The organism is Flagellimonas sp. S3867 (assembly GCF_014698935.1).
In the GTDB taxonomy this organism is placed as follows: Bacteria; Bacteroidota; Bacteroidia; order Flavobacteriales; family Flavobacteriaceae; genus Flagellimonas.
Genome location: NZ_JACVMN010000002.1, coordinates 1096528 through 1120006 on the forward strand (window position 1 = coordinate 1096528; position 23479 = coordinate 1120006).

General features: G+C 39.3%; 17 protein-coding genes. 9 read left to right on the plus strand and 8 right to left on the minus strand.

The features are described 5' to 3' along the window. Positions 1 to 66: 66 nt before the first annotated feature. Complete coding sequence (locus IAG46_RS12695; RefSeq protein ID WP_190810718.1) at positions 67 to 2190, minus strand: Tex family protein; 2124 nt, start codon at positions 2188 to 2190, stop codon at positions 67 to 69. Between the two features lie 25 nt (positions 2191 to 2215). Next, positions 2216 to 4291 carry a methionine--tRNA ligase gene (gene metG / locus IAG46_RS12700; RefSeq protein WP_190810719.1) on the minus strand — a complete coding sequence of 692 codons (2076 nt, stop codon included), beginning with the start codon at positions 4289 to 4291 and terminating at the stop codon, positions 2216 to 2218. Between the two features lie 165 nt (positions 4292 to 4456). On the opposite strand from metG, the gene IAG46_RS12705 reads away from it, so the two are divergent. Then, entirely contained in the window at positions 4457 to 4621 is a 165-nt protein-coding gene (locus tag IAG46_RS12705) for a hypothetical protein (RefSeq protein WP_190810720.1), read from the plus strand. Between the two features lie 87 nt (positions 4622 to 4708). Here IAG46_RS12705 and IAG46_RS12710 read toward each other — a convergent pair whose 3' ends face one another. Both IAG46_RS12710 and IAG46_RS12715 read right to left on the minus strand, forming a co-directional pair. Beyond that, complete coding sequence (locus IAG46_RS12710) at positions 4709 to 6421, minus strand: DUF1501 domain-containing protein (protein ID WP_190810721.1); 1713 nt, start codon at positions 6419 to 6421, stop codon at positions 4709 to 4711. Positions 6422 to 6428: 7 nt separating this feature from the next. Next, the gene (locus tag IAG46_RS12715; protein WP_190810722.1) at positions 6429 to 7937 is read right to left on the minus strand and encodes a DUF1800 family protein; all 1509 of its coding nucleotides are present in this window, start codon (positions 7935 to 7937) and stop codon (positions 6429 to 6431) included. 168 nt (positions 7938 to 8105) lie between these two features. Between IAG46_RS12715 and IAG46_RS12720 the strand changes: the two genes are divergently transcribed. The 4 genes from IAG46_RS12720 (at position 8106) to IAG46_RS12735 (ending at position 11633) form a co-directional block, all read left to right on the plus strand. Then, a complete protein-coding gene (locus tag IAG46_RS12720) occupies positions 8106 to 8465 on the plus strand; it encodes a YraN family protein (RefSeq protein ID WP_190810723.1) in 360 nt (119 codons plus the stop codon). A gap of 58 nt (positions 8466 to 8523) precedes the next feature. Then, positions 8524 to 9183, plus strand: coding sequence for an aspartate kinase (locus IAG46_RS12725; protein WP_190810724.1), 660 nt, complete (start codon positions 8524 to 8526; stop codon positions 9181 to 9183). A gap of 151 nt (positions 9184 to 9334) precedes the next feature. Then, positions 9335 to 10495, plus strand: a complete 1161-nt coding sequence (locus IAG46_RS12730; RefSeq protein WP_190810725.1) for a serine hydrolase — start codon at positions 9335 to 9337, stop codon at positions 10493 to 10495. A gap of 442 nt (positions 10496 to 10937) precedes the next feature. Further along, positions 10938 to 11633: a hypothetical protein gene (locus IAG46_RS12735; RefSeq protein WP_190810726.1), complete on the plus strand. Its 696-nt coding sequence runs from the start codon at positions 10938 to 10940 to the stop codon at positions 11631 to 11633. On the opposite strand, the gene mfd is transcribed toward IAG46_RS12735, so the two are convergent. Genes mfd through IAG46_RS12750 form a run of 3 tightly spaced genes read right to left on the minus strand, consistent with a single transcriptional unit; the run spans position 11630 to position 18157 of the window. Then, the gene (gene mfd, locus IAG46_RS12740; RefSeq protein WP_190810727.1) at positions 11630 to 15010 is read right to left on the minus strand and encodes a transcription-repair coupling factor; all 3381 of its coding nucleotides are present in this window, start codon (positions 15008 to 15010) and stop codon (positions 11630 to 11632) included. The genes IAG46_RS12735 and mfd overlap by 4 nt on opposite strands. Positions 15011 to 15065: 55 nt before the next feature. Continuing rightward, entirely contained in the window at positions 15066 to 15698 is a 633-nt protein-coding gene (pdeM, locus tag IAG46_RS12745; protein ID WP_190810728.1) for a ligase-associated DNA damage response endonuclease PdeM, read from the minus strand. Continuing rightward, positions 15695 to 18157, minus strand: coding sequence for a ligase-associated DNA damage response DEXH box helicase (locus tag IAG46_RS12750; protein ID WP_190810881.1), 2463 nt, complete (start codon positions 18155 to 18157; stop codon positions 15695 to 15697). Before IAG46_RS12750 ends, pdeM begins: the two co-directional genes overlap by 4 nt. 113 nt (positions 18158 to 18270) lie before the next feature. On the opposite strand from IAG46_RS12750, the gene IAG46_RS12755 reads away from it, so the two are divergent. Then, positions 18271 to 18693, plus strand: coding sequence for a TerB family tellurite resistance protein (locus IAG46_RS12755; protein ID WP_190810729.1), 423 nt, complete (start codon positions 18271 to 18273; stop codon positions 18691 to 18693). Positions 18694 to 18695: 2 nt separating this feature from the next. On the opposite strand, the gene fbp is transcribed toward IAG46_RS12755, so the two are convergent. Further along, positions 18696 to 19697, minus strand: a complete 1002-nt coding sequence (gene fbp, locus IAG46_RS12760) for a class 1 fructose-bisphosphatase (RefSeq protein WP_190810730.1) — start codon at positions 19695 to 19697, stop codon at positions 18696 to 18698. Between the two features lie 112 nt (positions 19698 to 19809). On the opposite strand from fbp, the gene IAG46_RS12765 reads away from it, so the two are divergent. From IAG46_RS12765 to IAG46_RS12775, 3 genes are all read left to right on the plus strand, one after another. Then, entirely contained in the window at positions 19810 to 20292 is a 483-nt protein-coding gene (locus IAG46_RS12765; RefSeq protein WP_190810731.1) for a GNAT family N-acetyltransferase, read from the plus strand. 29 nt (positions 20293 to 20321) lie between these two features. Beyond that, positions 20322 to 21572 carry an aspartate kinase gene (locus IAG46_RS12770; RefSeq protein WP_190810732.1) on the plus strand — a complete coding sequence of 417 codons (1251 nt, stop codon included), beginning with the start codon at positions 20322 to 20324 and terminating at the stop codon, positions 21570 to 21572. Positions 21573 to 21650: 78 nt separating this feature from the next. Further along, positions 21651 to 23471, plus strand: coding sequence for a lysophospholipid acyltransferase family protein (locus IAG46_RS12775; protein WP_190810733.1), 1821 nt, complete (start codon positions 21651 to 21653; stop codon positions 23469 to 23471). Positions 23472 to 23479 lie beyond the last annotated feature (8 nt).

Below are 23479 nucleotides of genomic sequence, written 5' to 3' on the forward strand. Positions count from 1 at the left end.
ATTTATTGAGCAAATATTAGATACATGAGACGGTATACCCTTTCGAACATTACTGTCCCCCCCAACTTATTTATGCAATGCCAATTGAATGCGTTTTCTGGGAATGTCAATGTCTAAAACCTTTACAACTACTTGTTGATGAAGACTTACATGTTCATTGACATCTTTCACGAACGAATCGGAAAGGTTGGAAATATGGATCAATCCACTTTCTTTAATCCCAATATCCACAAAACAACCAAAGTTGGTAATGTTGTTGACGATTCCAGGCAGTAATTGTCCCTGTTGTAAATCCGTAATTTGTTTAATGTTTTGGTTGAAGGTAAATACTTTGGCTTTTTCCCTTCGATCTAACCCCGGTTTTTCCAATTCTTCCAGAATATCTTTCAAAGTTGGCATTCCAATCGTATCTGTGCAGTAACTTTTTAAGTTGATACTTTGCAAAACGGACTTATTTTGGATGATATCTGATACGGGTACTCCTTTATCCTTGGCCATTTTTTTAACAATGGCATAACTTTCAGGATGCACAGCAGAGTCATCCAATGGATTCTCACCTTCTTTGATGCGCAAAAAACCAGCGCCCTGCTCAAAAGCTTTCCCACCAAGTCGTGGTACTTTTTTGATCTCTTGTCGATTGGTAAAAGCACCATTTTCATTTCGATAGGCAACAATATTCTCGGCTAATTTTGGGCCAATTCCAGATACATAACTGAGGAGGGGTACACTGGCAGTATTGATATTCACTCCAACAGAATTCACACAACTTTCCACTACTGTATCCAAGGATGTCTTTAGTTTGCTTTGATCTACATCGTGCTGATATTGGCCTACACCAATGGATTTGGCATCTATTTTAACCAACTCGGCCAACGGATCCGCCAAACGGCGTCCAATGGAAACCGCACCTCGAACGGTTACGTCGTAATTTGGAAATTCTTCCCGGGCAATCTTGGAGGCAGAATAAATGGAGGCGCCTGCTTCACTGACCACAAAAACCTCGATTGGATTTTTAAAATGGATTCGTTTGACCAATTGCTCAGTTTCCCGGGAAGCCGTTCCGTTACCAATGGCAATTGCTTCAATTTTATGGGCATCTACCAAAGAGCTTATTTTTTTGATGGCACCAGAGCTATCATTTTGTGGAGCATGTGGATAAATGGTTTCGTTGTGTTTTAAATCACCCTGGGCATCTAAACAAACTACTTTACAACCTGTTCTAAAACCGGGATCGATGGCAAGGATTCGTTTTTCCCCTAAAGGAGCTCCGAGCAATAATTGTTTTAAATTTTTAGAGAAAACCTTTATCGCATCGGCATCTGCGCTTTCCTTGGCATTTTTTAAGAGCTCGTTGGATAACGAAGGAAACAAAAGGCGCTTATATGAATCCGCGATGGCCAATTCAATGTGTTCCGTGCAGGAATTGTTGGATTTGATAATCCGTCTTTCCATATTGTCCAACGCCTTGCCCTCATCAATTTCGATTTTAACCCGGATGAAACCTTCTTTTTCCGCACGTAAAATAGCCAAAAATCGATGCGAGGGACAACGGCTTAATAATTCGTTCCAATCAAAATAATCTCGATATTTTTGGGCTTTCTCGTCATCCTTTTTGGTTTTGATGACCTTGGTGACCAAAATGGCATGTCGCTCTAACTGATTCCGGAGTTGATTTCGAATATCTGAACGTTCATTAATCCATTCGGCAATAATATGGCGAGCACCTTCCAAGGCATCATGCTCATTTTGGATTTGGTTGTTGAGGTATTTGGAGGCAATGAACTCAATTTCATCGCTTCGTTGCGACATTATATTTTTGGCCAATGGCTCAAGCCCATTTTTGCGGGCGGTCTCCGCTTTAGTTTTTTTACTTTTTTTGAAAGGAAGGTATAAATCTTCCAAACTGGTCAAATCCGAACAGTTTTGAAACTTAGATTGTAGTTCTGGAGTAAGTAACCCCTGTTCGCCAACCGCTTTTATAATAGCAGCTTTTCTTTTTTCTAAAGCTTCGAATTCTGTTTTGAACTTTACAATGGAACCAATCTCAACTTCATCCAGATTCCCGGTACGCTCTTTTCGGTATCGAGCAATAAATGGGATAGTGCAATCTTCGTTTAAAAGAGCAACCGTATTTTCAATACTCTTTTCTGAAAGCTGAGTGTGCTTAAGGATGTACGGGATGAGTTGCATGAAGTTACTTTTAGTGAGAAGATGACTAGCTGATACCTTCCCCATTCCCAACCCCATCCTCATCTGGGTTGACAAAAACTAATTTCCCTTCTTGGTTTTCGGTCATCAGAATCATGCCCTCGCTTTCCACACCACGCAGTTTTCTAGGAGCTAAATTGACCAAAACAGTCACTTTTTTGCCTACAATATCTTCAGGTTTAAAGCTTTCAGCAATTCCTGATACAATGGTACGAGTGTCTAATCCAGTATCTACTTTCAATACCAAAAGTTTGTTGGCTTTGGGCATCTTTTCAGCTTCAACGATGGTGCCAACACGCATATCCAATTTGGTAAAGTCATCAAAAGTAATGGTCTCTTTTTGTGGGGTAACTTCTTTCTCCATTTGTTCATTTACTTTTTTGGTGGCTTCTAGTTTTGCCAATTGAGCTTCAATTTCTTTGTCTTCCACTTTGCGAAAGAGGAGCTCACTTTTATTGATTTGATGTGCTGAAGGAAGTAGTGCTTCTTTCGTACTTAACTCATCCCATGAAGTCTCAACTACATTTGATTTTATATTTAAGATGCTCTTGAGTTTCTCTGAGGTGAATGGCAAAAATGGTTCGCTAATAACTGCTAAACTGGTTGCGATTTGAAGCGCTATGTACATTACAGTTTTTACGCGTTCCTCATCTGTTTTGATCAACTTCCATGGTTCTTCATCAGCCAGATATTTATTCCCGAGGCGGGCTAAATTCATCAATTCTTGGCTAGCCTCCCTAAAACGATAGCGGTCCAACGAATTGTCGAGAATTTCTGGAAAGCCCTTTAGGGCTTCCAAAGTCTTTTTATCAACATCGGTAAAGTCGGATGGTGTCGGGACAACCCCATCATAATATTTGTGGGTGAGCACAGTTACCCGGTTGATGAAATTGCCAAAAATGGCAACCAACTCGTTGTTGTTTCTTGCTTGAAAATCTTTCCAGGTGAAATCGTTGTCTTTGGTTTCTGGTGCATTGGCAGTTAATGCGTAGCGCAAAACATCTTGCATATCCGGGAATTCCTCCAAATATTCATGTAACCAAACCGCCCAGTTTTTGGAAGTGGAGAGTTTGTTGCCTTCCAGATTTAAAAACTCGTTAGCGGGAATATTTTCAGGAAGCACAAAATCACCATGTGCTTTCAGCATACTTGGGAAAATGATACAATGGAAAACAATATTATCCTTCCCAATAAAATGCAGCAATTTGGTATTCTTATCTTTCCAATAAGGCTCCCAATCCTTGCCTTCGCGTTCTGCCCATTCTTTTGTTGATGAAATATATCCTATTGGTGCATCAAACCAAACATAAAGGACCTTTCCTTCCCCACCATCTACGGGAACGGGGATTCCCCAGTCCAAATCACGGGTAACGGCGCGGGGTTTTAGCCCATCATCAATCCAAGATTTGCATTGGCCATACACATTGGGCTTCCAATCATTTTTATGTCCTTTTATGATCCATTCTTTTAAGAAATCTTCATAACGATCCAAGGGTAAAAACCAATGTTTGGTGCTTTTCAAGGAAGGGACTCCTCCCGTGATAGTAGATTTTGGATTAATTAGATCGGTAGCATTCAGCGAAGAGCCACAGTTTTCACACTGATCGCCATAGGCTTCTTCGTTTCCACATCGGGGGCATGTACCGGTAACAAATCGGTCGGCCAAAAATTGTTGGGCCTCTTCATCATAAAGTTGCTCAGTGACCTCTTCTATAAAATCACCTTGATCATAGAGTTTTTTGAAAAAGTCGGATGCTGTTTTATGGTGGACTTCTGCTGAGGTTCTGGAATAATTGTCGAAGGTGATCCCAAAATCAACAAATGATTTTTTGATGATTCCGTGGTATTTATCAATAATTTCTTTTGGACTTACTCCTTCTTTTTTCGCCTTCATTGGAATGGCCACACCATGTTCATCACTTCCGCATATGAACGCAACATCATTGCCTTTCAATCGCAAATACCGAGAATAGATATCCGCAGGAACATAAACCCCGGCCAAATGGCCTATATGGATGGGGCCATTGGTATACGGAAGGGCTGCAGTAATGGTATATCTTGAAGGAGTTTTGGTATTCGACATGCTATGCTGTAATTAAGCCCCAAAAATACTGAATTTCATTGGAGTGATTTTGGCATTTTTTGTAGCTTCTTGGAAGTGCTGTTAGAATAGAAAAACTTATGATTATTAAAAATAAAAGAAAGGATTATCAGTTATTTATAGGAATTAACTTACAATTAATTAGCTATGAGCACAGGAAACCCGCAAAAATTTAAAAAGCTTGAAAAATTCAAGAAGGTTTTAAAGGAGGAAAAGAAAGAGGAATTGTCCAAGGTCTATAAAGACAAAAATCATGAGGTCAAGAAAGCACTTGGGTTTAAAACTGATAAGGATAAATCCAAATTGACTTAAAAAGGAAACCTCCGAATCGCGCATTCCATAATTGGGGTGGGGATATGCACTATCGGAGGATTCTGGAATTTTACTTTATATGTTTGGTTACATAATCATAACCGATTTACTCATTCTTTCTTCTCCTACGGAGATACGGTAAATGTATTTACCGGTAGAAAGCGTATCCCGCATTCGTTCACGGATATTAATTTCGGCTGAGCCTTCCAACATCATTTCATTGAAAACGGTACCTACATTTTGCCCGAGGATATTGTACAATTGAATATCAACATGGGCAGCAACAGGCATTTCCAAATAAATATGCGGAGCTCGCTCTGTTGGATAATATGGTCTATGGACAATTGCTGCCAATGCATCTGGATCTGGATCCATTCCATCTGGACTCGGAGGAGTATCAGGTAGTGTTGGTGGATCACTATCCATAGCGATATCATCAAATACCTCTCCGCTACAATTAAAGCCAAGATCAATTGCTTGATATTGATAGCCCAATAAGTGTTCTTCTACTTTTGCTCTTGGTACGCAGAGCCATTCGGCAAGTACGGTACCATATAGATTTCGGAAATCCATGGTGTATTCCAAATTACCTCTACTGTTGGGACTATCCAGAGATGGATGGTCTCCAATAAAGGCACTTCCATTCAATCCTGATCCGAAGAAAAGGGTAGGGGCTGCTTTCCCATGGTCTGTTCCGTTAGAACCATTTTCAAAAATCCTACGTCCAAATTCTGAGAAGGTCATGCTCAATACCTTATCATCTTGTTGGGTAAAGGCAACATCTTCATAGAAGTTGTTAATGGCAATGGAGAGATTGGTCATCAAACGTTCATGGGCAAGTGGCTGATTACCGTGAGTGTCAAATCCACCCATGGAAATCATATATACCTTGGTACCCAAGTTACCTTTGATCAATCGAGCCAACAAGGCCAATTGTCTTGCGAATCCGTTGTCTTGGTATTCAACCTGGTTTTGTCCCCTTTCGTATGCCTCGTGAATTTTACCGGCATATTCATAGGTAGTATTGGCAACACCTCTTAAGAATCTAAGTTGATCACCGTACATACAGTTGTCAAAAGGTGCATTTTCAATGTCATAAAAGAATCCGGTCTGTGCAATTTCTTCCAACTGATCTATATTGTTGGTCACAAAAGCATAATTGGTTTCTTCACCTTGGAAAACCAAATTGGACAGGTTTCCAATCTGGATGGCCGCAGGGGATTCGGGTGGATTGATCAAATAATCAGGGTAGCATTCTTCAAAATGCCTTCCCATCCAACCAGTATTCAATCCATCGAAACCGGTTGTGGTGAGATCGGTGTTGGCAAAAATATCTGACCCCGTAAAGTGGGATAGACTTTGGCCTTCGTAACCTACTCCATGTACAGCTTTAAACTGTCCATCGCCCCATAAGGGCTCCAGAGAATTCATGTACGTAGGCACACCGAAATCGTCGGTAAGTTTTAGGACCTTACTTTCTGGGATATAAATGTTAGGTCTTGCGTTAGCATAAGTATCATATTGTTGAATGGGAATAACAGTACTTAATCCGTCGTTACCTCCAGATAATCTGATCAGGATTAAAATGTTATCGGTCTCAGCATCTGCAATAGCGGCTGACAGCGGTGATGGTGCAGCGGCGGAAACCAAATTGCTTCCCAAGAACATAGATCCAGAACCGGCTATACCCAATGCTTGGATAAAGGACCGTCTGCTCCATGCTTTGTGTTCTAAATCGTGACCTTCGTGTTCAAGGCCTTTATGAGGTGATGTATCGTGAGTATGATGAGTATCGCACATGGTGAGGTTATTTTAGTTGAAATTCGGGTTCTCTGGATAAATGTCTTAGTAAAACATATACTTGGGTAGGTACTTCCAAACTTGCTGAAAGTATCCAAAGGCTCAATCCGCCAGCAATGTAATCTGGAGAATAGTAGTTTTCTGGGACATCATCAATTTTGAAGGCATCCATGGCGTTTTCAAAATCTTGATCCGTTAATAAACCTTTTGGCGTGAATTTGTTCACTAAAGCACGCACAACAGTTTCCGGATTACTGGTATTTGCATCACCAGCTCCTACTGCGTCCATGGCCAATGTTCTAAATTGTTCTGGATTGGCCTGGAAGAAACGTTCCAAGAAAACCTCAGAGGTCAACCAACGACCAATGATAAAATTGGTATTGATCCACTGTCGATCTCTTTGCCAACCGGCCACATCAAATGGATCAAAGAGTGTTTGTCCAATTAACCTCGATGCATCGATCACATTGATCACTGTACTGTCATCGTAAGTGAAACCAGTTTCTTTAATCAAGTTCATATAAAGGTCGAAAGGACTTTTTATGATTACCCCAATAGCGTCTTCGTCAAAAAAGTGTTGACTTTTAAATAATTGACGTAGTACAGGGGCTAGTTCAAAGTTGTTGGATGTAAAAGTGGCTGCCATCCCATTGATTATGGCCTGGGCATTGCCATCAGCATCATCAGAATCTGGATGAACAAAGAACTCATATAGTTTTTTACAGATAAACCAAGCAATTTCATTGGGTCTTTCGGTAAATAAGATATTGATGACATCATCATAACCCCAATTTCCAGTTTGCCCAAAAATGGTCTTGTTTTCAGTATTGAATTCTGTGGGGTCAAATGTGACCTGAGTACAGCCAACTTCCCCATTTTCGGTATATCCAGAAATTGCTTTTGCCGTTTCTATGATATCGTCTTCCGTGTAATTGTTGCCTTCACCAAGGGTGAAAAGCTCATACAGCTCCCTGGCATAGTTTTCATTCGGATTGTTACCACGGTTTCTAACACCATCCAAATAATATAACATGGCGCTGGTCAATCCAATTTCACTTACAAAGGTTCGAAAGTTTCCTATAGCGTTTCGCTGTAGACAGTTTATATAATAGTATAAAAATGAATTACAATTATAAACATCTATCTCTGTAACAAAATGGTTGCTCCAAAAGAAGCTCAATCTGTCACGTAAATTGTTATCTAAAAGTGAATTTCCGTATGCCGTAGCAAACTCTTCTTGTTGAGCTCTTCGTAACTGACCGGCAAGATCATCATCAGCCGGATAGTCATCATTGGTCCAATCTGCCCACGCTGGTGGTGCTATTGGTGCAAGCGCGAGCGCTTGGTCTACAAGATTGTCAATAAGTGTGTCAGCAGTCTGTCCAACAGCTGCATTAATGGTCTGTACCGAGGCGCTAAAGCCTAACCTCCGGTACAAATGGGCCGCGCGTAGCTCATCCAAGGGATCAGTGTACGGCGCCAATGTTGAGGAATTACAATTGATAAAGTACTCCATAGCAATGACTGGCGTTAATTGGTCTATAGTTTTGGGGCAACTATATGTTTAGATAACGTTGGGTGTGGTTCAGTTGAACCGACAAATTACAATCTAAACGCTGTTTTCGCCGTGAACGACCAAATTTTTCGATGAACTGCACTTATTTTTTAATATTTTTCAAAATAGATGGGAAAACACAATGAATTTGGAAGGCTTGGCGAGCAAAAAGCCGTTGATTTTTTAATAAAAAGGGGCTACAAGATTCAAAAAACCAACTATCGTTACCTAAAAGCCGAAGTGGATATTATTGCACAAAAAGAAGGTATTCTTTGTGTAATAGAGGTTAAATCAAGGACAGGAGGGTTTTTGGAAGATGTTTCCGAAACCATAAATCAAAAGAAAATTAACCTCCTTGTAATGGCCGCTAACCATTATGTAGAGGAAAACAACTTGGACGTTGAAGTACGCTTTGATATCATTTTGATCATTAAAAAAGGAACAACATTTGAAGTGGAGCATACCAAAAATGCTTTTTATCATTTTTAACCATTTGTTTTATTTGTAACAATGTGTTAATTTTGTATCACCATTCCAAACCAGAAAGATGAAAACAATTTCAGCAGTAGTTGAGCATTACATTAAAAAGAAACCTTTTTTACAAAGTGCACTTGCCCAAGGAATAATAAACCTTACTTCATTATCCAGGCAGATCAAACCGGAAATTTCTGAAGCCTTGGGAAAAGAAGTAAAAGATGGAGCCATTGTTATGGCCCTCAAACGTCTTTCTGATGATTTGGAATTTAGGGCAACCCATAGAATTGTAAAAGTTCTAAAAAATATTGGGGAAATTACTGTTCGTTCTTCGTTGACCGATTACACTTTTTTAGCATCAGATTCCATTTTGGGACAACAGGCTAAATTGTTGGAAGAAGTCAATATGAACCAGGATGTGTTTTATACTTCTTCTAGAGGTGTAAATGAGATCAATATTGTAATAAGCAGTGTAATGGATGGGGTGGTCGAAAAATACTTTAAGCATGAACGCTGCACCCAAAAAGCAGAAAACCTATCATCAATTACTGTGAAATTACCTGCTGAGAATGTCTCTGTGCCAGGAATCTATTATTTTATCTTTCAGCGCTTAGCTTGGGAAGGCATAGTGCTTTACGAAGTAATATCCACTACAAATGAGTTTACCATATTGGTGAATGAGGAGCAGGTAGATGTGGCATTTAAGACCATTAAGGACCTGAAAAATTTATAGCAACCTTTTACCTAAACTATATATACCTTTTTATTCCTTTACACTAAAGGACAAAACCGGGTGTTACATGGGTGGTCTTGATTTCTTCCATTAAGTTTTCAGTATTAGGATTGCAATTACTAACTTGATTTCCAAAATTAATTGCACTTCCATGAAAACTATTAGCTGCCCCATCATATTATTCCTTAGTCTATTGATGCCACTACAAACGGTGGTGAGTCAGGAATTTTATTTTCCACAACGAAATGAGGTTTGGAAGAAAGCAAGTTCAAATCGATTTACCCACAATCAGAAAAAACTACAAATCGCTGTTGATTTTGCCATGGAGAATGAGTATTCTGGTTCACGGGATTTGCGTCAAGCCATCCTAAAAGGATTTCAACGAGAACCCTTTCATGAAATTCTGGGACCAACCAAAAAACGTGGTGGACCGGCAGGAATGATTTTGAAAAATGGATATCTCTTGGTTTCATGGGGAGATACCGAACGTGTGGATATGACATTTAGTGTCACCAAAAGTTTTCTTTCAACCACTGCGGGGTTAGCCGAGAATAAAGGGCTTATTTCCAGTATCGATGATAAAGTAGGGAAATACATTTGGGATGGCACCTTTGAAGGCGAACACAATGGAAAAATCACATGGGAACATTTGCTCCAACAAAATTCAGACTGGTCCGGCGAACTTTGGGGCTTAAAAGATTGGGCGGATCGTCCTCCAAGGGAAGGGGGATTGGACGATTGGAAGTTCCGAAAACTAAATGAGCCAGGTACGGTAATGGAATATAATGATGTTCGGGTCAATGTTCTGTCCTATTCGCTTACCCATCTTTGGCGTAAACCCTTACCCATGGTTTTGAAAGAACATTTTATGGACAGGATTGATGCATCCACTACTTGGCGCTGGCATGGTTACGACCATGCTTGGACAGAAATAGATGGCATACAAATGAAATCGGTTACCGGGGGAGGTCATTCAGGAGCGGGATTGTTTATTAGCACAGAGGACATGGCTCGTTTCGGTTTGGTTTTTTTAAATGATGGAAAATGGAAAGACCAACAAATAATTAGTAAAGATTGGATTACAAAAGCAACAGAACCTTCGGTTCCCAATCTTAATTATGGCTATATGTGGTGGCTGAACAAAAAAGGATCACGGCATTGGGAAGGCGTTCCTGAACATATATTCTATGCTGCCGGTTTCGGGGGCAATTTTATAGTGATAGATCAAAAAAGCGGGTTGATGTTGGTCTCTCGATGGTTGGAACCTCAAAAAATTGGAGAATTTGTAAAGCTGGTCTACGAGGCTTTTTAAGAACAAACTTTTTTCGATTTCTCAATCGTAACGATGTTCCTCATTTCGAACGCATGTGAGAAATCTCATCCCTCCGTTTCGACTTGACCTATAAATCCAAACCAAAACCTATTAAGGCCAGTCCCGCTATCCTAGGCAGAAGCTTTTAATAAGATTAATCATTGCACACTCTTGGCACAAGCTCAAAGCAAGGAATCTCGACCAATATTGATTGTCCACCCAATTACCAATAATAAACCGGAGAGCATGCTACATATCACTCCTAGCCGAAATAAAATATCCCTATCCATAGAAAATTATTTCACCAGACAGTGTAGTAAATTTAGTGCCTCTAAAATTATATTAACCATTTCCATGCATCTGTGATAAGTTTCTTTGGCTAGATTAAAAATGGAATAATCTTTGTAGATTCAGATTTGAAACTAACCTCTTAAAGCCCAACATGAAAAGCGCAACCAAAAGATTCTTTTTTTCTGTTTTTGCCATTTGGACGATAGGACAAACCAAAGCCCAAAATGAGTTGCGGGACTTCTATGGAGTATATTATGACCCAGTGCTTTACTTAAAACAATATGAAAGTGAAGAAGGCTCTCCTTATTTGAACGTTGATTTTAAACCTGCTAAAATAAACGACTCTAAAAAGACATATTTAGTGCGGATTAACGCCCACAAAGGGAGTGCTGAAGTATGGGTTGGTGAAAATAAGATTATCGAGTTGTCCAATGAAAGTGCCAATCGAATAAGATTGACCCATGGAATTCGGAAACAATATGAATCGGCCAAATACAAAAATCCCAAAGGGGCATTGGGGTACTCCTTTTTTCAGGTTCTTAGTAAGAACAACAAATATGATCTTTATATTAAAGAGCGTATAAAATATTTTAAAAAGCAGAAGGCGGAAGCCTACCAGGCTGCTAAACCATCAAGGTTTGAAAAAGTAAAACCCCATTTCTATGTCCGTATTGGGAAGGACGAAAAAAAGCCGCTGTTATACATCCCTCAAGGTATAAAACGATTTGTTCAGACCTTTTCAAAAAGCAATCAAAAATCTGTAAAAAGCTTTATTAAAGAAGAAAATATAAATCTTCAAACCAAAGATGATCTTATTCGAGTTTTTGATTTTATCACAAATCTTTAATCGTTAATTGAGGTCTTTTCAAGATTGTTTCCGTGAAAAGTGGAGAAAGGTTCCAAAGCCTTTAATGCTTTCTTCACCGAATCAACTCCATCAAAAACCAATAACAACCGCAAGCCATTACGGGTCTGCTTTTCTTTTAATTGACAGGTTCTAGGGTTGGATTGAACATAATTCAATACTTTGGTAAAGGTTGGACTTTGATAAAAAGCGGACTCTTGGTCGGCGATAAAATACCCAAGAAATTTCCCTTTCTTTAATATTACGCGCTCCAGTCCAATGCCATTGGCTATCCATTTAATGCGAACAGAGTTGAGAAGATCAATAGCCGGAGCGGGCAATTCTCCAAATCTATCTGTTAATTGCTGCTCATAATTACGTAATCCATCTTCGTCTTTAACCTCATTCAATTGAGTGTATAAATTAAGACGCTCTGTAATGTTATTGATGTAATCGTCAGGGTAGAGCAATTCAAAATCTGTATCGAGCTGGGTGTCCTTTACATAAATTTTCTCTTGCGGGCCCTCAACCTCTTCATACAATTCTTTGAACTCATTTTCTTTGAGCTCCTCTATTGCCTCTGCCAATATTTTTTGATAGGTTTCAAATCCAATCTCATTGATGAATCCGCTTTGTTCGCCCCCCAATAAATCTCCGGCACCTCTAATTTCCAAATCTTTCATGGCAATGTTAAAACCGCTACCCAATGCTGTAAATTGTTCTAAGGCTTCGATTCGTTTTCGAGCATCTGGGGTCATCACTTCGTAAGGCGGGGTAATAAAGAAACAAAAAGCTTTTTTGTTGCTTCGTCCAACCCTTCCCCGCATTTGATGCAGGTCGCTCAAACCAAAATTATTGGCATTATGGATAAAGATGGTGTTGGCATTGGTTACATCCAGCCCACTTTCCACAATTGTGGTGGAAACAAGTACGTCAAATTCCCCATTCATAAAGGCTAACATCAATCGCTCTAATTTTTTGCCTTCCATTTGCCCATGGCCAATTCCAATTTTAGCATCAGGAACCAAACGTTGGATCATTCCGGCAACTTCTTTGATGTTTTCAATACGGTTATGGATAAAAAACACTTGTCCGCCACGCTGGATTTCATAAGAAACGGCATCACGAATGATTTCTTCATTAAATCGGATTACCTGACTTTCTATGGGGTAACGATTTGGAGGTGGAGTATTGATGACCGAAAGATCACGGGCCGCCATCAAGCTAAATTGTAGTGTTCTCGGAATCGGAGTTGCAGTTAACGTAAGCACGTCCACATTCTCCTTGATAGATTTGAGTTTATCCTTGACAGATACACCGAATTTTTGTTCTTCGTCTACAATCAATAATCCCAAATCCTTAAACTGCACATTTTTGTTCACCAATTGGTGTGTGCCAATAATTATATCAATTTTGCCTTCGGCAAGGCGCTCTAGAATATCTCGCTTCTCTTTGGTAGTTCTAAATCTGTTGAGATAATCCACGCTCACAGGAAGTTCGCCCAATCGTTTTTTAAAAGTATTGTTATGCTGAAATGCCAAAATTGTAGTAGGAACCAATATAGCAACTTGTTTTCCATTGTCCACAGCTTTGAAAGCGGCACGAATAGCTACTTCCGTTTTACCAAAACCAACGTCGCCACAGATCAAACGATCCATCGGTCTTTCGCTTTCCATGTCCCTTTTTACATCTTGGGTCGATTTCTCTTGATCCGGAGTGTCTTCATAAATGAAAGATGCCTCCAACTCATGCTGTAGGTAGCTATCTGGAGCATATTGAAACCCCTTTTCCAAACGACGCTTTGCATAAACCTTTATAAGGTCGAACGCGATTTTCTTGACACGGCTTTTGGTTTTTTGCTTTAGTTTTTTCCAAGCGGCGGAACCTAACTTGTAGATTTTGGGTGGGGCTCCGTCTTTTCCATTGAATTTGGAGATTTTATGGAGTGAATGAATGCTAACGTATAAAATATCCCGATCGCCATAGACCAGTTTAATGGCTTCTTGTTTTTTCCCTTCTACATCTATTTTTTGAAGTCCACCGAACTTTCCAATACCATGATCTATATGGGTCACATAATCCCCAATTTCCAATTTGTTAAGTTCCTTAAGGGTAATGGCTTGTTTTTTTGCATAGCCATTCTTTAATTGAAATTTGTGATAGCGTTCAAAAATTTGATGATCGGTATAACAAGCCAGTTTAAGATCGTGATCTGTGAATCCTTGATACAGCGGAAAAACAATTGTTTTGTAATGGACCGTATCTTCCATCTCCTCGAAGATGTCGGTAAGTCGCTTGGCTTGTTGATCCGTCGAACAGAAAATATAATTGGTAAAACCTGAATTGTGGTTCTCATTCAGGTTTTTAATGAGCAGGTCAAATTTTTTGTTGAAAGCTGGCTGTGGTTTTGTATTGAATGTGACCTCATGCGTGAATGATGACTTGTTGGAAGCAGTTAAATCAATTAATTTGAAATCTGCCAATTGCGATTTCAGCAAAGTTGAGTTCACAAAAAGTGCTGATGGCTGTGCATGTTTAAGTTCGCCTTGAAGTTTGGCAAAACTTTCTTCGGCTTTTACAAAAAACGAGTCAATTCGACCATAGACCAAATCTAGATTTTTGGAAAAGATGACAGTTTTGGGTGAAATGTATTTTAAAAAACTCTCCCGTGATTCCTTAAGAAATTTGTTTTCCACATTGGGAATGATAGTAATTCGTTTTACTTTTTCCGTAGAGAGTTGGGTTTCTACATCAAAAGTCCTGATACTATCCACTTCATCTCCAAAAAACTCGATGCGATAAGGTTCGTCATGAGAAAACGAGAACACATCAACAATACCCCCTCGAACTGAAAATTCCCCAGGTTCCGTCACAAAATCTACTCGATTGAATTGATATTCGAAAAGAACTTCATTTAAAAAATCAAGTGAGAGCGTATCATCCAACTTAATTTTCAGTGTGTTCTTGTCCAGCTCTTTTCGGGTGACCACTTTTTCAAAAAGGGCATCCGGATACGTAACAATCACAGCTGGTTTTTTTCTGGAGTTGATGCGATTCAAGACTTCGGCCCGAAGCAACACGTTGGCATTGTCAGTCTCTTCAATTTGATAGGGTCGGCGATAGCTTCCAGGATAAAAAAGCACTTCGTTCTCCCCAATTAACTGCTCAAGATCATTCAGATAATACGCGGCTTCTTCCTTATCGTTCAATAAAACCAAAAAGGGTAATTCTTCTGATTTGAACAGCGAAGAAATCACAAATGAAAGGGAAGAACCTGTAAGTCCTTTAACGCTGATTTTTTCAGTTTTGGCAATAGTGTCCTTCAGTTTCCCAAGTTGTGGAGACTGTTCAAAAAGTTGAAAAATGGATGCTTTGGTCAATCCAAAAACTTTGCGGCAAATATAGACTGAAGAATAGTAGCCGACAAGGTCAAAATTAAACTTTTACTACTTCGTTCTCAACAATTACAAAAACCTCGTCTCCTTTTTTTGGTTTTAGGGTATAGGTGCCGGTAAATTCTCCAAAGGCTGGGAAAATAAGTTGGTTTTTAGACTTGAAAAAACAAGATAGGCGAAGATTTTGACGCCCGAATCCTTTGAGTTTAATAGCAGGGTGAATATGACCGCAGAAATTGAATAGACCATTCCGTTCTTCAGGGTGGTGGGTCAACAGAAAGTCATCCAGAATCAGTTCCTGAAAAATAGGAATACCCACTTGTTCAAACTTTAGAGGAGAGATGATATCGTGGTTGCCTGACACCAAAATAATTTCAGAGGGTGTTTTTGCCACCCAGTTTTCAAAGAGTTCCCATTCTTTGTTTAAGGATGAATGGAACAAATCTCCTAGAAAACAGATTTGGAAGGGATTAAATTCTGACACTATTTTATCCAGCAATAAATAATTTTTATGCATCGCTTTTTGAGGAACCGCTGCTCCGAATTTTCTGAAATGAGCGATTTTTCCCAGGTGGACATCACTAATCAGCAACATTGATTTTTCTTCCCAAAAGATTCCACCCAAAGGGTGGAGTACAAAATTTTGGTTTTGTATGATAATGGTTTCGCTCATCTAGTCAATATCTTGGTCATCCGTTTGATACGATCTGCCAATTTTTCGTTGGATAATTTTTCCCTTAATCTGTCTGTTATAATAGGAAATGAAAAGGGAGTTGGATTTTGGCATTTTCTCCAGATGATTTCTTGCTTTTCGATGCGTTCCAAGGCCAATCGAAGACGACCTTCTTCTAGTTGGTGTTCAAAGGTTTCGGTAAAAGCTTGTTGATAGAGTAAATTATCATCCTCAAAATCCTTGAATACATCAAAAAGCAATTGTGAGCTGCTCTGTAGATGTTTCATTTTCACCCCTTTTTCTGGATAGCCGGTAAAAACCATACCACTGATTACTGCAATATCCCTAAACTTACGGCGTGCCATTTCGTTGGAATTCAAACTTTTTTGAAGATCACTCAACATGTATTCGGGGGTAAACAGATTGTTGTCCAGCACTTCTTGAATATCAATTGCTTTATCAGAAAGCAGTTCAAACCCATAATCATTAAAAGCCAAGGAACAAGTGATGGGTGTAAGCAAACTTATCCGGTAGGCCAATAAACTGCTCATGCCTTCATGGATGGCCCTACCTTCGAAAGGATAAAAAATATGGTGGTAGCCGTCATTGGTTTTGAAAGTTTCTATTAAAAATTGATTGGGTTGGGGCACCATGCTCTCCTCACGTTGTTTTGAAAACAGTGGGGCTAAGGACTGTATTTCAGGAGATTGAGTTTTAGATTCGAGTTCTGCAGAATACAATTCTTGCCTCAACAGTTCCGACATTTTTGCTGAAAAACTCAAACGACCTCCCATCCAAGATGGAATTTTATTGCTTCGTTTAGACGAATTTCGAACTTGGGCAGTCATGCCCTTAATGCGAATGAATTCAAGATTTCGTCCCGCAAAAGTAAAAACATCACCAGGAGACAATTTTGAAATAAATGACTCTTCTATGGTACCTATATAGCCTCCTTTTTGATAGCGAACGGATAAACTTGCATCACCTACAATAGTCCCAATTTGAAACCGATGCCTGCGGGCAATGGACAGATGGTTAACCTTGAATTTCCCATCAGGCTCGACCTCCACTTTTTTATACTCGTCATAGGTCTTTAGACTTTGACTACCCATCACCAAAAAATTCAACAGCCATTGCCAAGTTTCTTCGGTAAGAGCTTGATAACAGAAAGTATTCTTGATTTCCTGATAGATTTCCTCTGGATAAAATCCATCCGAAACCGCAAGGGTGGTCAAATATTGAATCAATACGTCATAGCTGTTCAGATATGGAATCCTATCTTCAACTGCAGCATTTAACACCGCTTTTTGCATGGCTGAAGCCTCAATGAGCTCCATGGCGTGGGTGGGCAAAAAATAAATAACACTTTCTTTGCCTGGACGATGTCCACTTCTACCAGCGCGCTGAAGGAAACGTGCCACTCCTTTAGGGCCTCCAATTTGAACAACGGTTTCCACGGGAGCAAAATCCACTCCCAAATCTAAACTAGAAGTACAAACAACAGCTTTTAGACTTTCATTCCGAATGGCCTGTTCTACCCATAGTCGGGTATCCTTGTTTATACTGCCATGATGCATTGCAATCTCCCCAGCATATTCTGGGTGCTTTTCCAGTATTTTTTGAAACCAGATTTCGCATTGTCCACGGGTATTTGTGAACAACAAAGTGGTTTTACTTTTATTGATGATGGGGACTACATCTTCCAACAGTCTCAAACCTAAATGTCCTCGCCATGGAAAGGTTTCCATTTGTTTAGGAATTATGCTTTTGACCGTGATTTTTTTGTTGAGTTTGGCTTTCACCAAGATTGAATTTTCCAGTTCTGTTGATGCAGGTCCCAACAACACCTCGCGAGCTTGTTCCAAATTTCCTATAGTGGCTGAGATTCCCCAAATGCGCAAATCTTGGCAAATGGTTTTTAATCGGGAAAGACCAAGTTCCATCTGTACACCCCGCTTAGTACCCAAAAGTTCGTGCCATTCATCAATCACTATGGCGGAACAATTTTTAAAGACCTTATCGTATCCCTTGGAAGAGAGCAATAATTGTAGACTCTCTGGTGTGGTAATCAACAAATCGGGCATGCTCTTTTTTTGTTTTGCCCTTTCGGCTGTTGAGGTGTCTCCTGTACGAATACCAACCGTCATTTCGATTTCCAAATCTTGGGTTATGCGTTCTGCAGATTGTGTAATTTCTTGCGATAGAGCTCGCAAAGGAGTTATCCATATTGCTTTGAGGCCTTTTTTGTGCTTTGTCTTATAGTCTGGATTGTTTTTGATGTAGTTTAATACAATTGGAAACCAGAGTGCATAAGTCTTTCCGCTACCAGTAGGCGCATTGAGCAATCCGTGCTTACCATTCAAAAAAGCTTTCCAAGTTTCTTTTTGAAATGGGAAGGGTTTCCAATCTTGTTGATGGAACCAATTTTCGGCAATATGGAAAAGTTCAGATTGTCGCAGTGGAACAATTTTGAAAAGTTAGATAGCAAAATGAAAATTACAAATTTCTTTTGGTCATAATTTTACAATCCTTTCTACTTTAAGAATTATATTTGCCGAACAAATTTTAGCACATGCCCATTTTAGATTTATACGAGCACGGAGAACAGCGTAAAAACTTGGCTCATTTTGCTACTTTGGCCACTTTGGCCGCCGCAGACGGTATTATAACTGAAGAAGAAAAGGCAATTCTGGATAAGTTTGCCTTCAAACTGAACATAACCGATGCGGAATACAAAGAGGTAATGAAAGAGGAGAACAAATATCCAATCGAAACTCCGCATAGTGGAGAGAAGCGATTGATGCGCTTGTTCGACTTTTTTAAGATGGCATTTGCGGACCAGAACATTGATCAAGACCAAGAAAAGCTTATTGAAAAATATGCTATTGGTTTGGGTTATTCACCTGAAGATGCGGCAGCGATAATCAAAAAGTCCTTTTATATCTTTTGCGGTAAAATAGCTTTTGAGGATTACCAATATCTGCTTGAAAAGTAGGCTTAGGACTGCATAAATTCTTCAGCTTTTTCTACCATTCTTTTACTGCCACAGAAAAAAGGAACGCGTTCATGCAATTCCGTGGGTTCAATTTCCATGATTCGTTGGTGTCCATCACTTGCTCTACCGTTGGCCTGTTCTGCCAAAAATGCCATGGGATTGCATTCATAAAGCAAGCGTAATTTCCCTTTTTGAGCCTTACTGCTTTTCGGATACATATAAATTCCGCCTTTGATCATATTACGGTGAAAATCGGAAACTAAAGAGCCAATGTATCTTGAAGTGTAAGGTCTATCCTCCTCTTCTTTTTGGCAATATTTAATATAATCCTTAACCCCTTGCGGAAAATGAATGTAGTTCCCCTCATTTACAGAATAGATTTTTCCTGTTTCAGGAAATTGCATGTTAGGATGGGATAAGTAAAAGGTTCCAATGGCTGGATTTAAGGTAAAACCATTCACTCCATGCCCGGTAGTGTAAACCAACATGGTGGAAGTACCATAAATAATGTAACCAGCTGCCACTTGATTTTTTCCAGGTTGAAGAAAATCCTCAAGAGTTACGGGGGTGCCAACTGGGGTAACCCGATGGTAGATGGAAAAAATGGTTCCGACAGAAACGTTTACGTCAATATTAGAAGACCCATCCAAAGGATCCATGAGCACAACGTATTTGTTCTGATGGTTTTCATCCTGACTGTTTACGCTGATATAATGATCTTCCTCTTCTGAAGCGATTCCGCAAACAATTTCCCTGTTCTTTAAGGTTTGGATAAATTTTTCATTGGCCAACACATCCAGTTTTTGTTGATTTTCACCTTGTATGTTGGTGTCACCAGCAGTGCCTAAAATATCCACCAAACCTGCTTTGTTGACCTCATGATTAACTACTTTAGCAGCCAATCGTATGGCATTGATCAATTTAGAAAGCTCCCCAGTGGAGTACTGGAACTCGGTCTGGTTTTCGATGATAAATTCACCAAGAGTCTTGTTCTTATTAAACATGAATGCAGGCTGTTTTATTTGGCGACAAATATCGTGTATTTTGTTAAACTATAACGATTTCGCAAAAACATAATTATAGATTTTTATAACTTTGAGTTTTATTTATAACAATATGGATTTTTCAATCAGAGATGCCCGCCAAGAAGACATGGGAGAAGTTTTAAGCCTTATCAACGAATTGGCAGAATTTGAGAAAGACCCTAATGCGGTCGAAGTAACCAAAGAAGATTTGGTTAAGGATGGTTTTGGCGATAAGAAACTGTTTCATTGCTTTGTAGCGGAAAATGAAGGAGATATTGTTGGTATTGCACTGATCTATCCAAGGTACTCAACATGGAAAGGAGCAATGGTTCATTTGGAGGATTTAATTGTTACTGAAAAAATGAGAGGTAGTGGTTTGGGTACTGCACTTTTGGACGAAGTTGTCAAGTATGGACATTCTCTAGGTGTAAGAAGAATTTCTTGGGAAGTTTTAGATTGGAACGAACCGGCAATTACGTTTTATGAAAAGAAAGGTGCTTTGGTTCGAAGAGATTGGGATGTTGTTCAACTCGATGAAAGTGGCATTAAAAATTATATCGAAAACATAAATTGACCCCATACGGGTATATAGAAAAGAAACTTATGAGAGTTTTTAAGTTTGGAGGTGCGTCAGTAAAAGATGCGGCGGCAGTTAGGAATATGGTAAGAGTTTTGCAGGAGGTTGGACACGAGAATACATTTGTGATCGTTTCCGCAATGGGTAAAACCACCAATGCTATGGAAAAGGTGGTCGATGCTTATTTTAGTGATAAGGCTTCTATTATTTCATCAATCCAAGATGTGGTAGAATATCATGAAAATATTCTTTCAGAGTTATTTGAGAACAAAGATCACCCCGTTTACGCAAAGGTTAAATTGCTTTTTGAAGAGGTAAAAGGTTTCCTTACTTGGAATAAATCTCCAAAATATGCATTTGTTTATGATCAAGTTGTTGGTTACGGTGAATTGGTATCCACAACCATAATAAGCGAATATTTAACCAAAGTCGGAATTGCGAATGCATGGCAAGATGTTCGAAATTTAATCAAAACCGATAATAATTATCGTGATGCAGCAGTGAATTGGGAACGTACCCAAAGTCAAATTGCCAGTAATGTAGATATGTCCAAGTTGAATATCTCTCAAGGGTTTTTAGGAAGTGATGATAACAATTTTACGACCACTTTGGGAAGAGAAGGTTCCGATTATACGGCAGCTATCTTAGCGTATTGCCTGAACGCAGAATCCGCTACCATCTGGAAGGATGTACCCGGAGTACTTAATGCCGATCCAAGAAATTTTAAAGAGACCCAGTTATTGGATAAGATTTCATATCGTGAAGCTATTGAGCTTGCATTTTATGGTGCTTCGGTTATTCATCCGAAAACACTTCAACCTTTACAGCGAAAAGAAATTCCTTTGCATGTCAAATCCTTTGTAAACCCAAAAGATAACGGGACAACTGTGGGCAAGGGACAAGATATCTCTCCAAAAATTCCGTGTTTTATTGTAAAAAAGGATCAGGTCTTACTTAAACTATCATCACTTGACTTTTCATTCATTGTAGAAAACAACATCAGCGATATTTTTAAATTGTTCCATGATCATCGCATGAAGGTTGACCTTATTCAAAACTCTGCTATTAGTTTTTCGGTTTGCCTTGACAATAAATTCAATGGACTTCAACCTATGCTAAATGAACTAAAAGGAAAGTTCAAGGTGGTTTGTCATGAAGAAGTATCATTGTATACTATTCGCCATTTCGATGACAAAGCCGTTAAGTCACTCCAAAATGGGAGGTCTGTGTTGGTGGAACAGCGAGGGAAAGAAACAGTTCAACTGGTGGTGAAATAAAAAAGATCACATTCATCAATGGGCTAGAATTCTACCGTTGGGATTTTTCTATCTTTACGCTTACCTAATTTATTTTTTATGGGGCTGGTTTCCGCCAAAGAAGTTGCAAAGGTCATTAATCTTGACAAATATGGGTTTCTGGGCACCTTTGTTGGATGGCTCTTAATGGTTGCTACCAAGATTACCACCATTAATCGATTTTATAATAAGAACAAGTCACTACCGGGAAGAGAATTTCTGGATGAAATTCTGAACCATTACGAAATTGATTTTGAAATTCCTGAAGAAGATTTAAAACGTCTACCCAAAACAGGGCCTTATATTACTATAAGTAATCATCCGCTGGGGGGTATAGATGGAGTTTTATTATTGAAACTGATGCTCGAAGAGCGAAGTGATTTTAAGATTATAGCTAATTTTCTATTGCATAGAATAGAACCCATTAAGCCATTTATAATGCCTGTAAACCCTTTTGAAAGTCACAAGGATGCCAAAAGCAGCATTATGGGATTCAAAACAGCACTTGTGCATTTGCAAGAGGGACATCCGCTGGGTATTTTCCCGGCTGGGGAAGTATCTACCTATAAGGATGACAAATTGGTGGTGGACAGGCCTTGGGAAGAAGCTGCGCTAAAACTAATTAGGAAAGCTGAGGTTCCAGTGGTTCCCATTTACTTTCATGCCAGAAACAGTAGACTTTTTTATCGACTTTCCAAGATCAACGATGTATTTAGAACGGCCAAATTGCCATCGGAGCTTACATCACAGAGTAGCAGGCCCATTAAAGTGAGAATCGGCCAACCCATTTCAGTTAAAGCGCAGCAAGAAGAGCCCACTTTAGAGTCTTTTACGGAATTATTGCGCAAAAAAACATATTTATTGGCGAACGTTTTTGAAAAAGAGCGTTTGATTGACAAAGTTCCTACCACCTTAAAAATTCCAAAACCGCCAAAGAAAATTGTTACCGCAGTGAGCTCAAAAGTGTTGCAGGGCGAGATTGATAAATTAAGAGAGAAGGATTGTCGAATGCTGCAAAGCAAAAATTATGAAGTATTTCTGGCACAGCAATCCGACATGCCATTCATTTTGAACGAAATTGGGCGACAGCGCGAGATAACCTTTCGTGAAGTAGGCGAAGGGACCAACAACTCCATTGATTTGGATCAATTTGATACCTATTACCACCATTTATTTCTTTGGGATAATGATGATAAAGCAATTGTGGGGGCCTATCGAATGGGCTTGGGCTCGCAAATTTTCAAAACATATGGTATAGATGGGTTTTACCTGCAAGACCTTTTTCGTTTTGAACCAGAATTGTATGGCATGATGGAAAAATCCATTGAAATGGGGAGAGCCTATATCATGAAAGAATATCAGCAAAAACCCATGCCGCTCTTTTTATTGTGGAAAGGTATTGTGCATACTACCTTGAGGCATCCTGAGCATAAATTTTTAATTGGAGGAGTTAGCATCAGCAACCAATTCTCCAATTTTTCGAAGTCATTGATGATTGAATTCATGAAATCTAACTATTGGGATCCTTATGTGGCCCAATACGTAAGACCAAAAAAAGAATTCAAGGTCAAATTGAAAGATGCCGACAAAGAATTTGTATTTGATGAGACTCAAGCCGATCTAAACAAGTTCGATAAATTGATCAGTGAAATAGAAACAGGAAGTCTTCGTTTACCGGTGCTTATCAAAAAATACATTAAGCAAAATGCAAAAATGGTTGCTTTTAATGTGGATCCGCTATTTAATAATTCTGTAGATGGATTAATGTACATCAAGATTGCCGACTTGCCAGAAAGCACGGTAAAACCAGTTATGGAAGAATTCCAAGCTGAATTGGAGCGAAAACTGACGGAAGGGAATGCCCAGGCCATCAGCGACTAGTATAATTT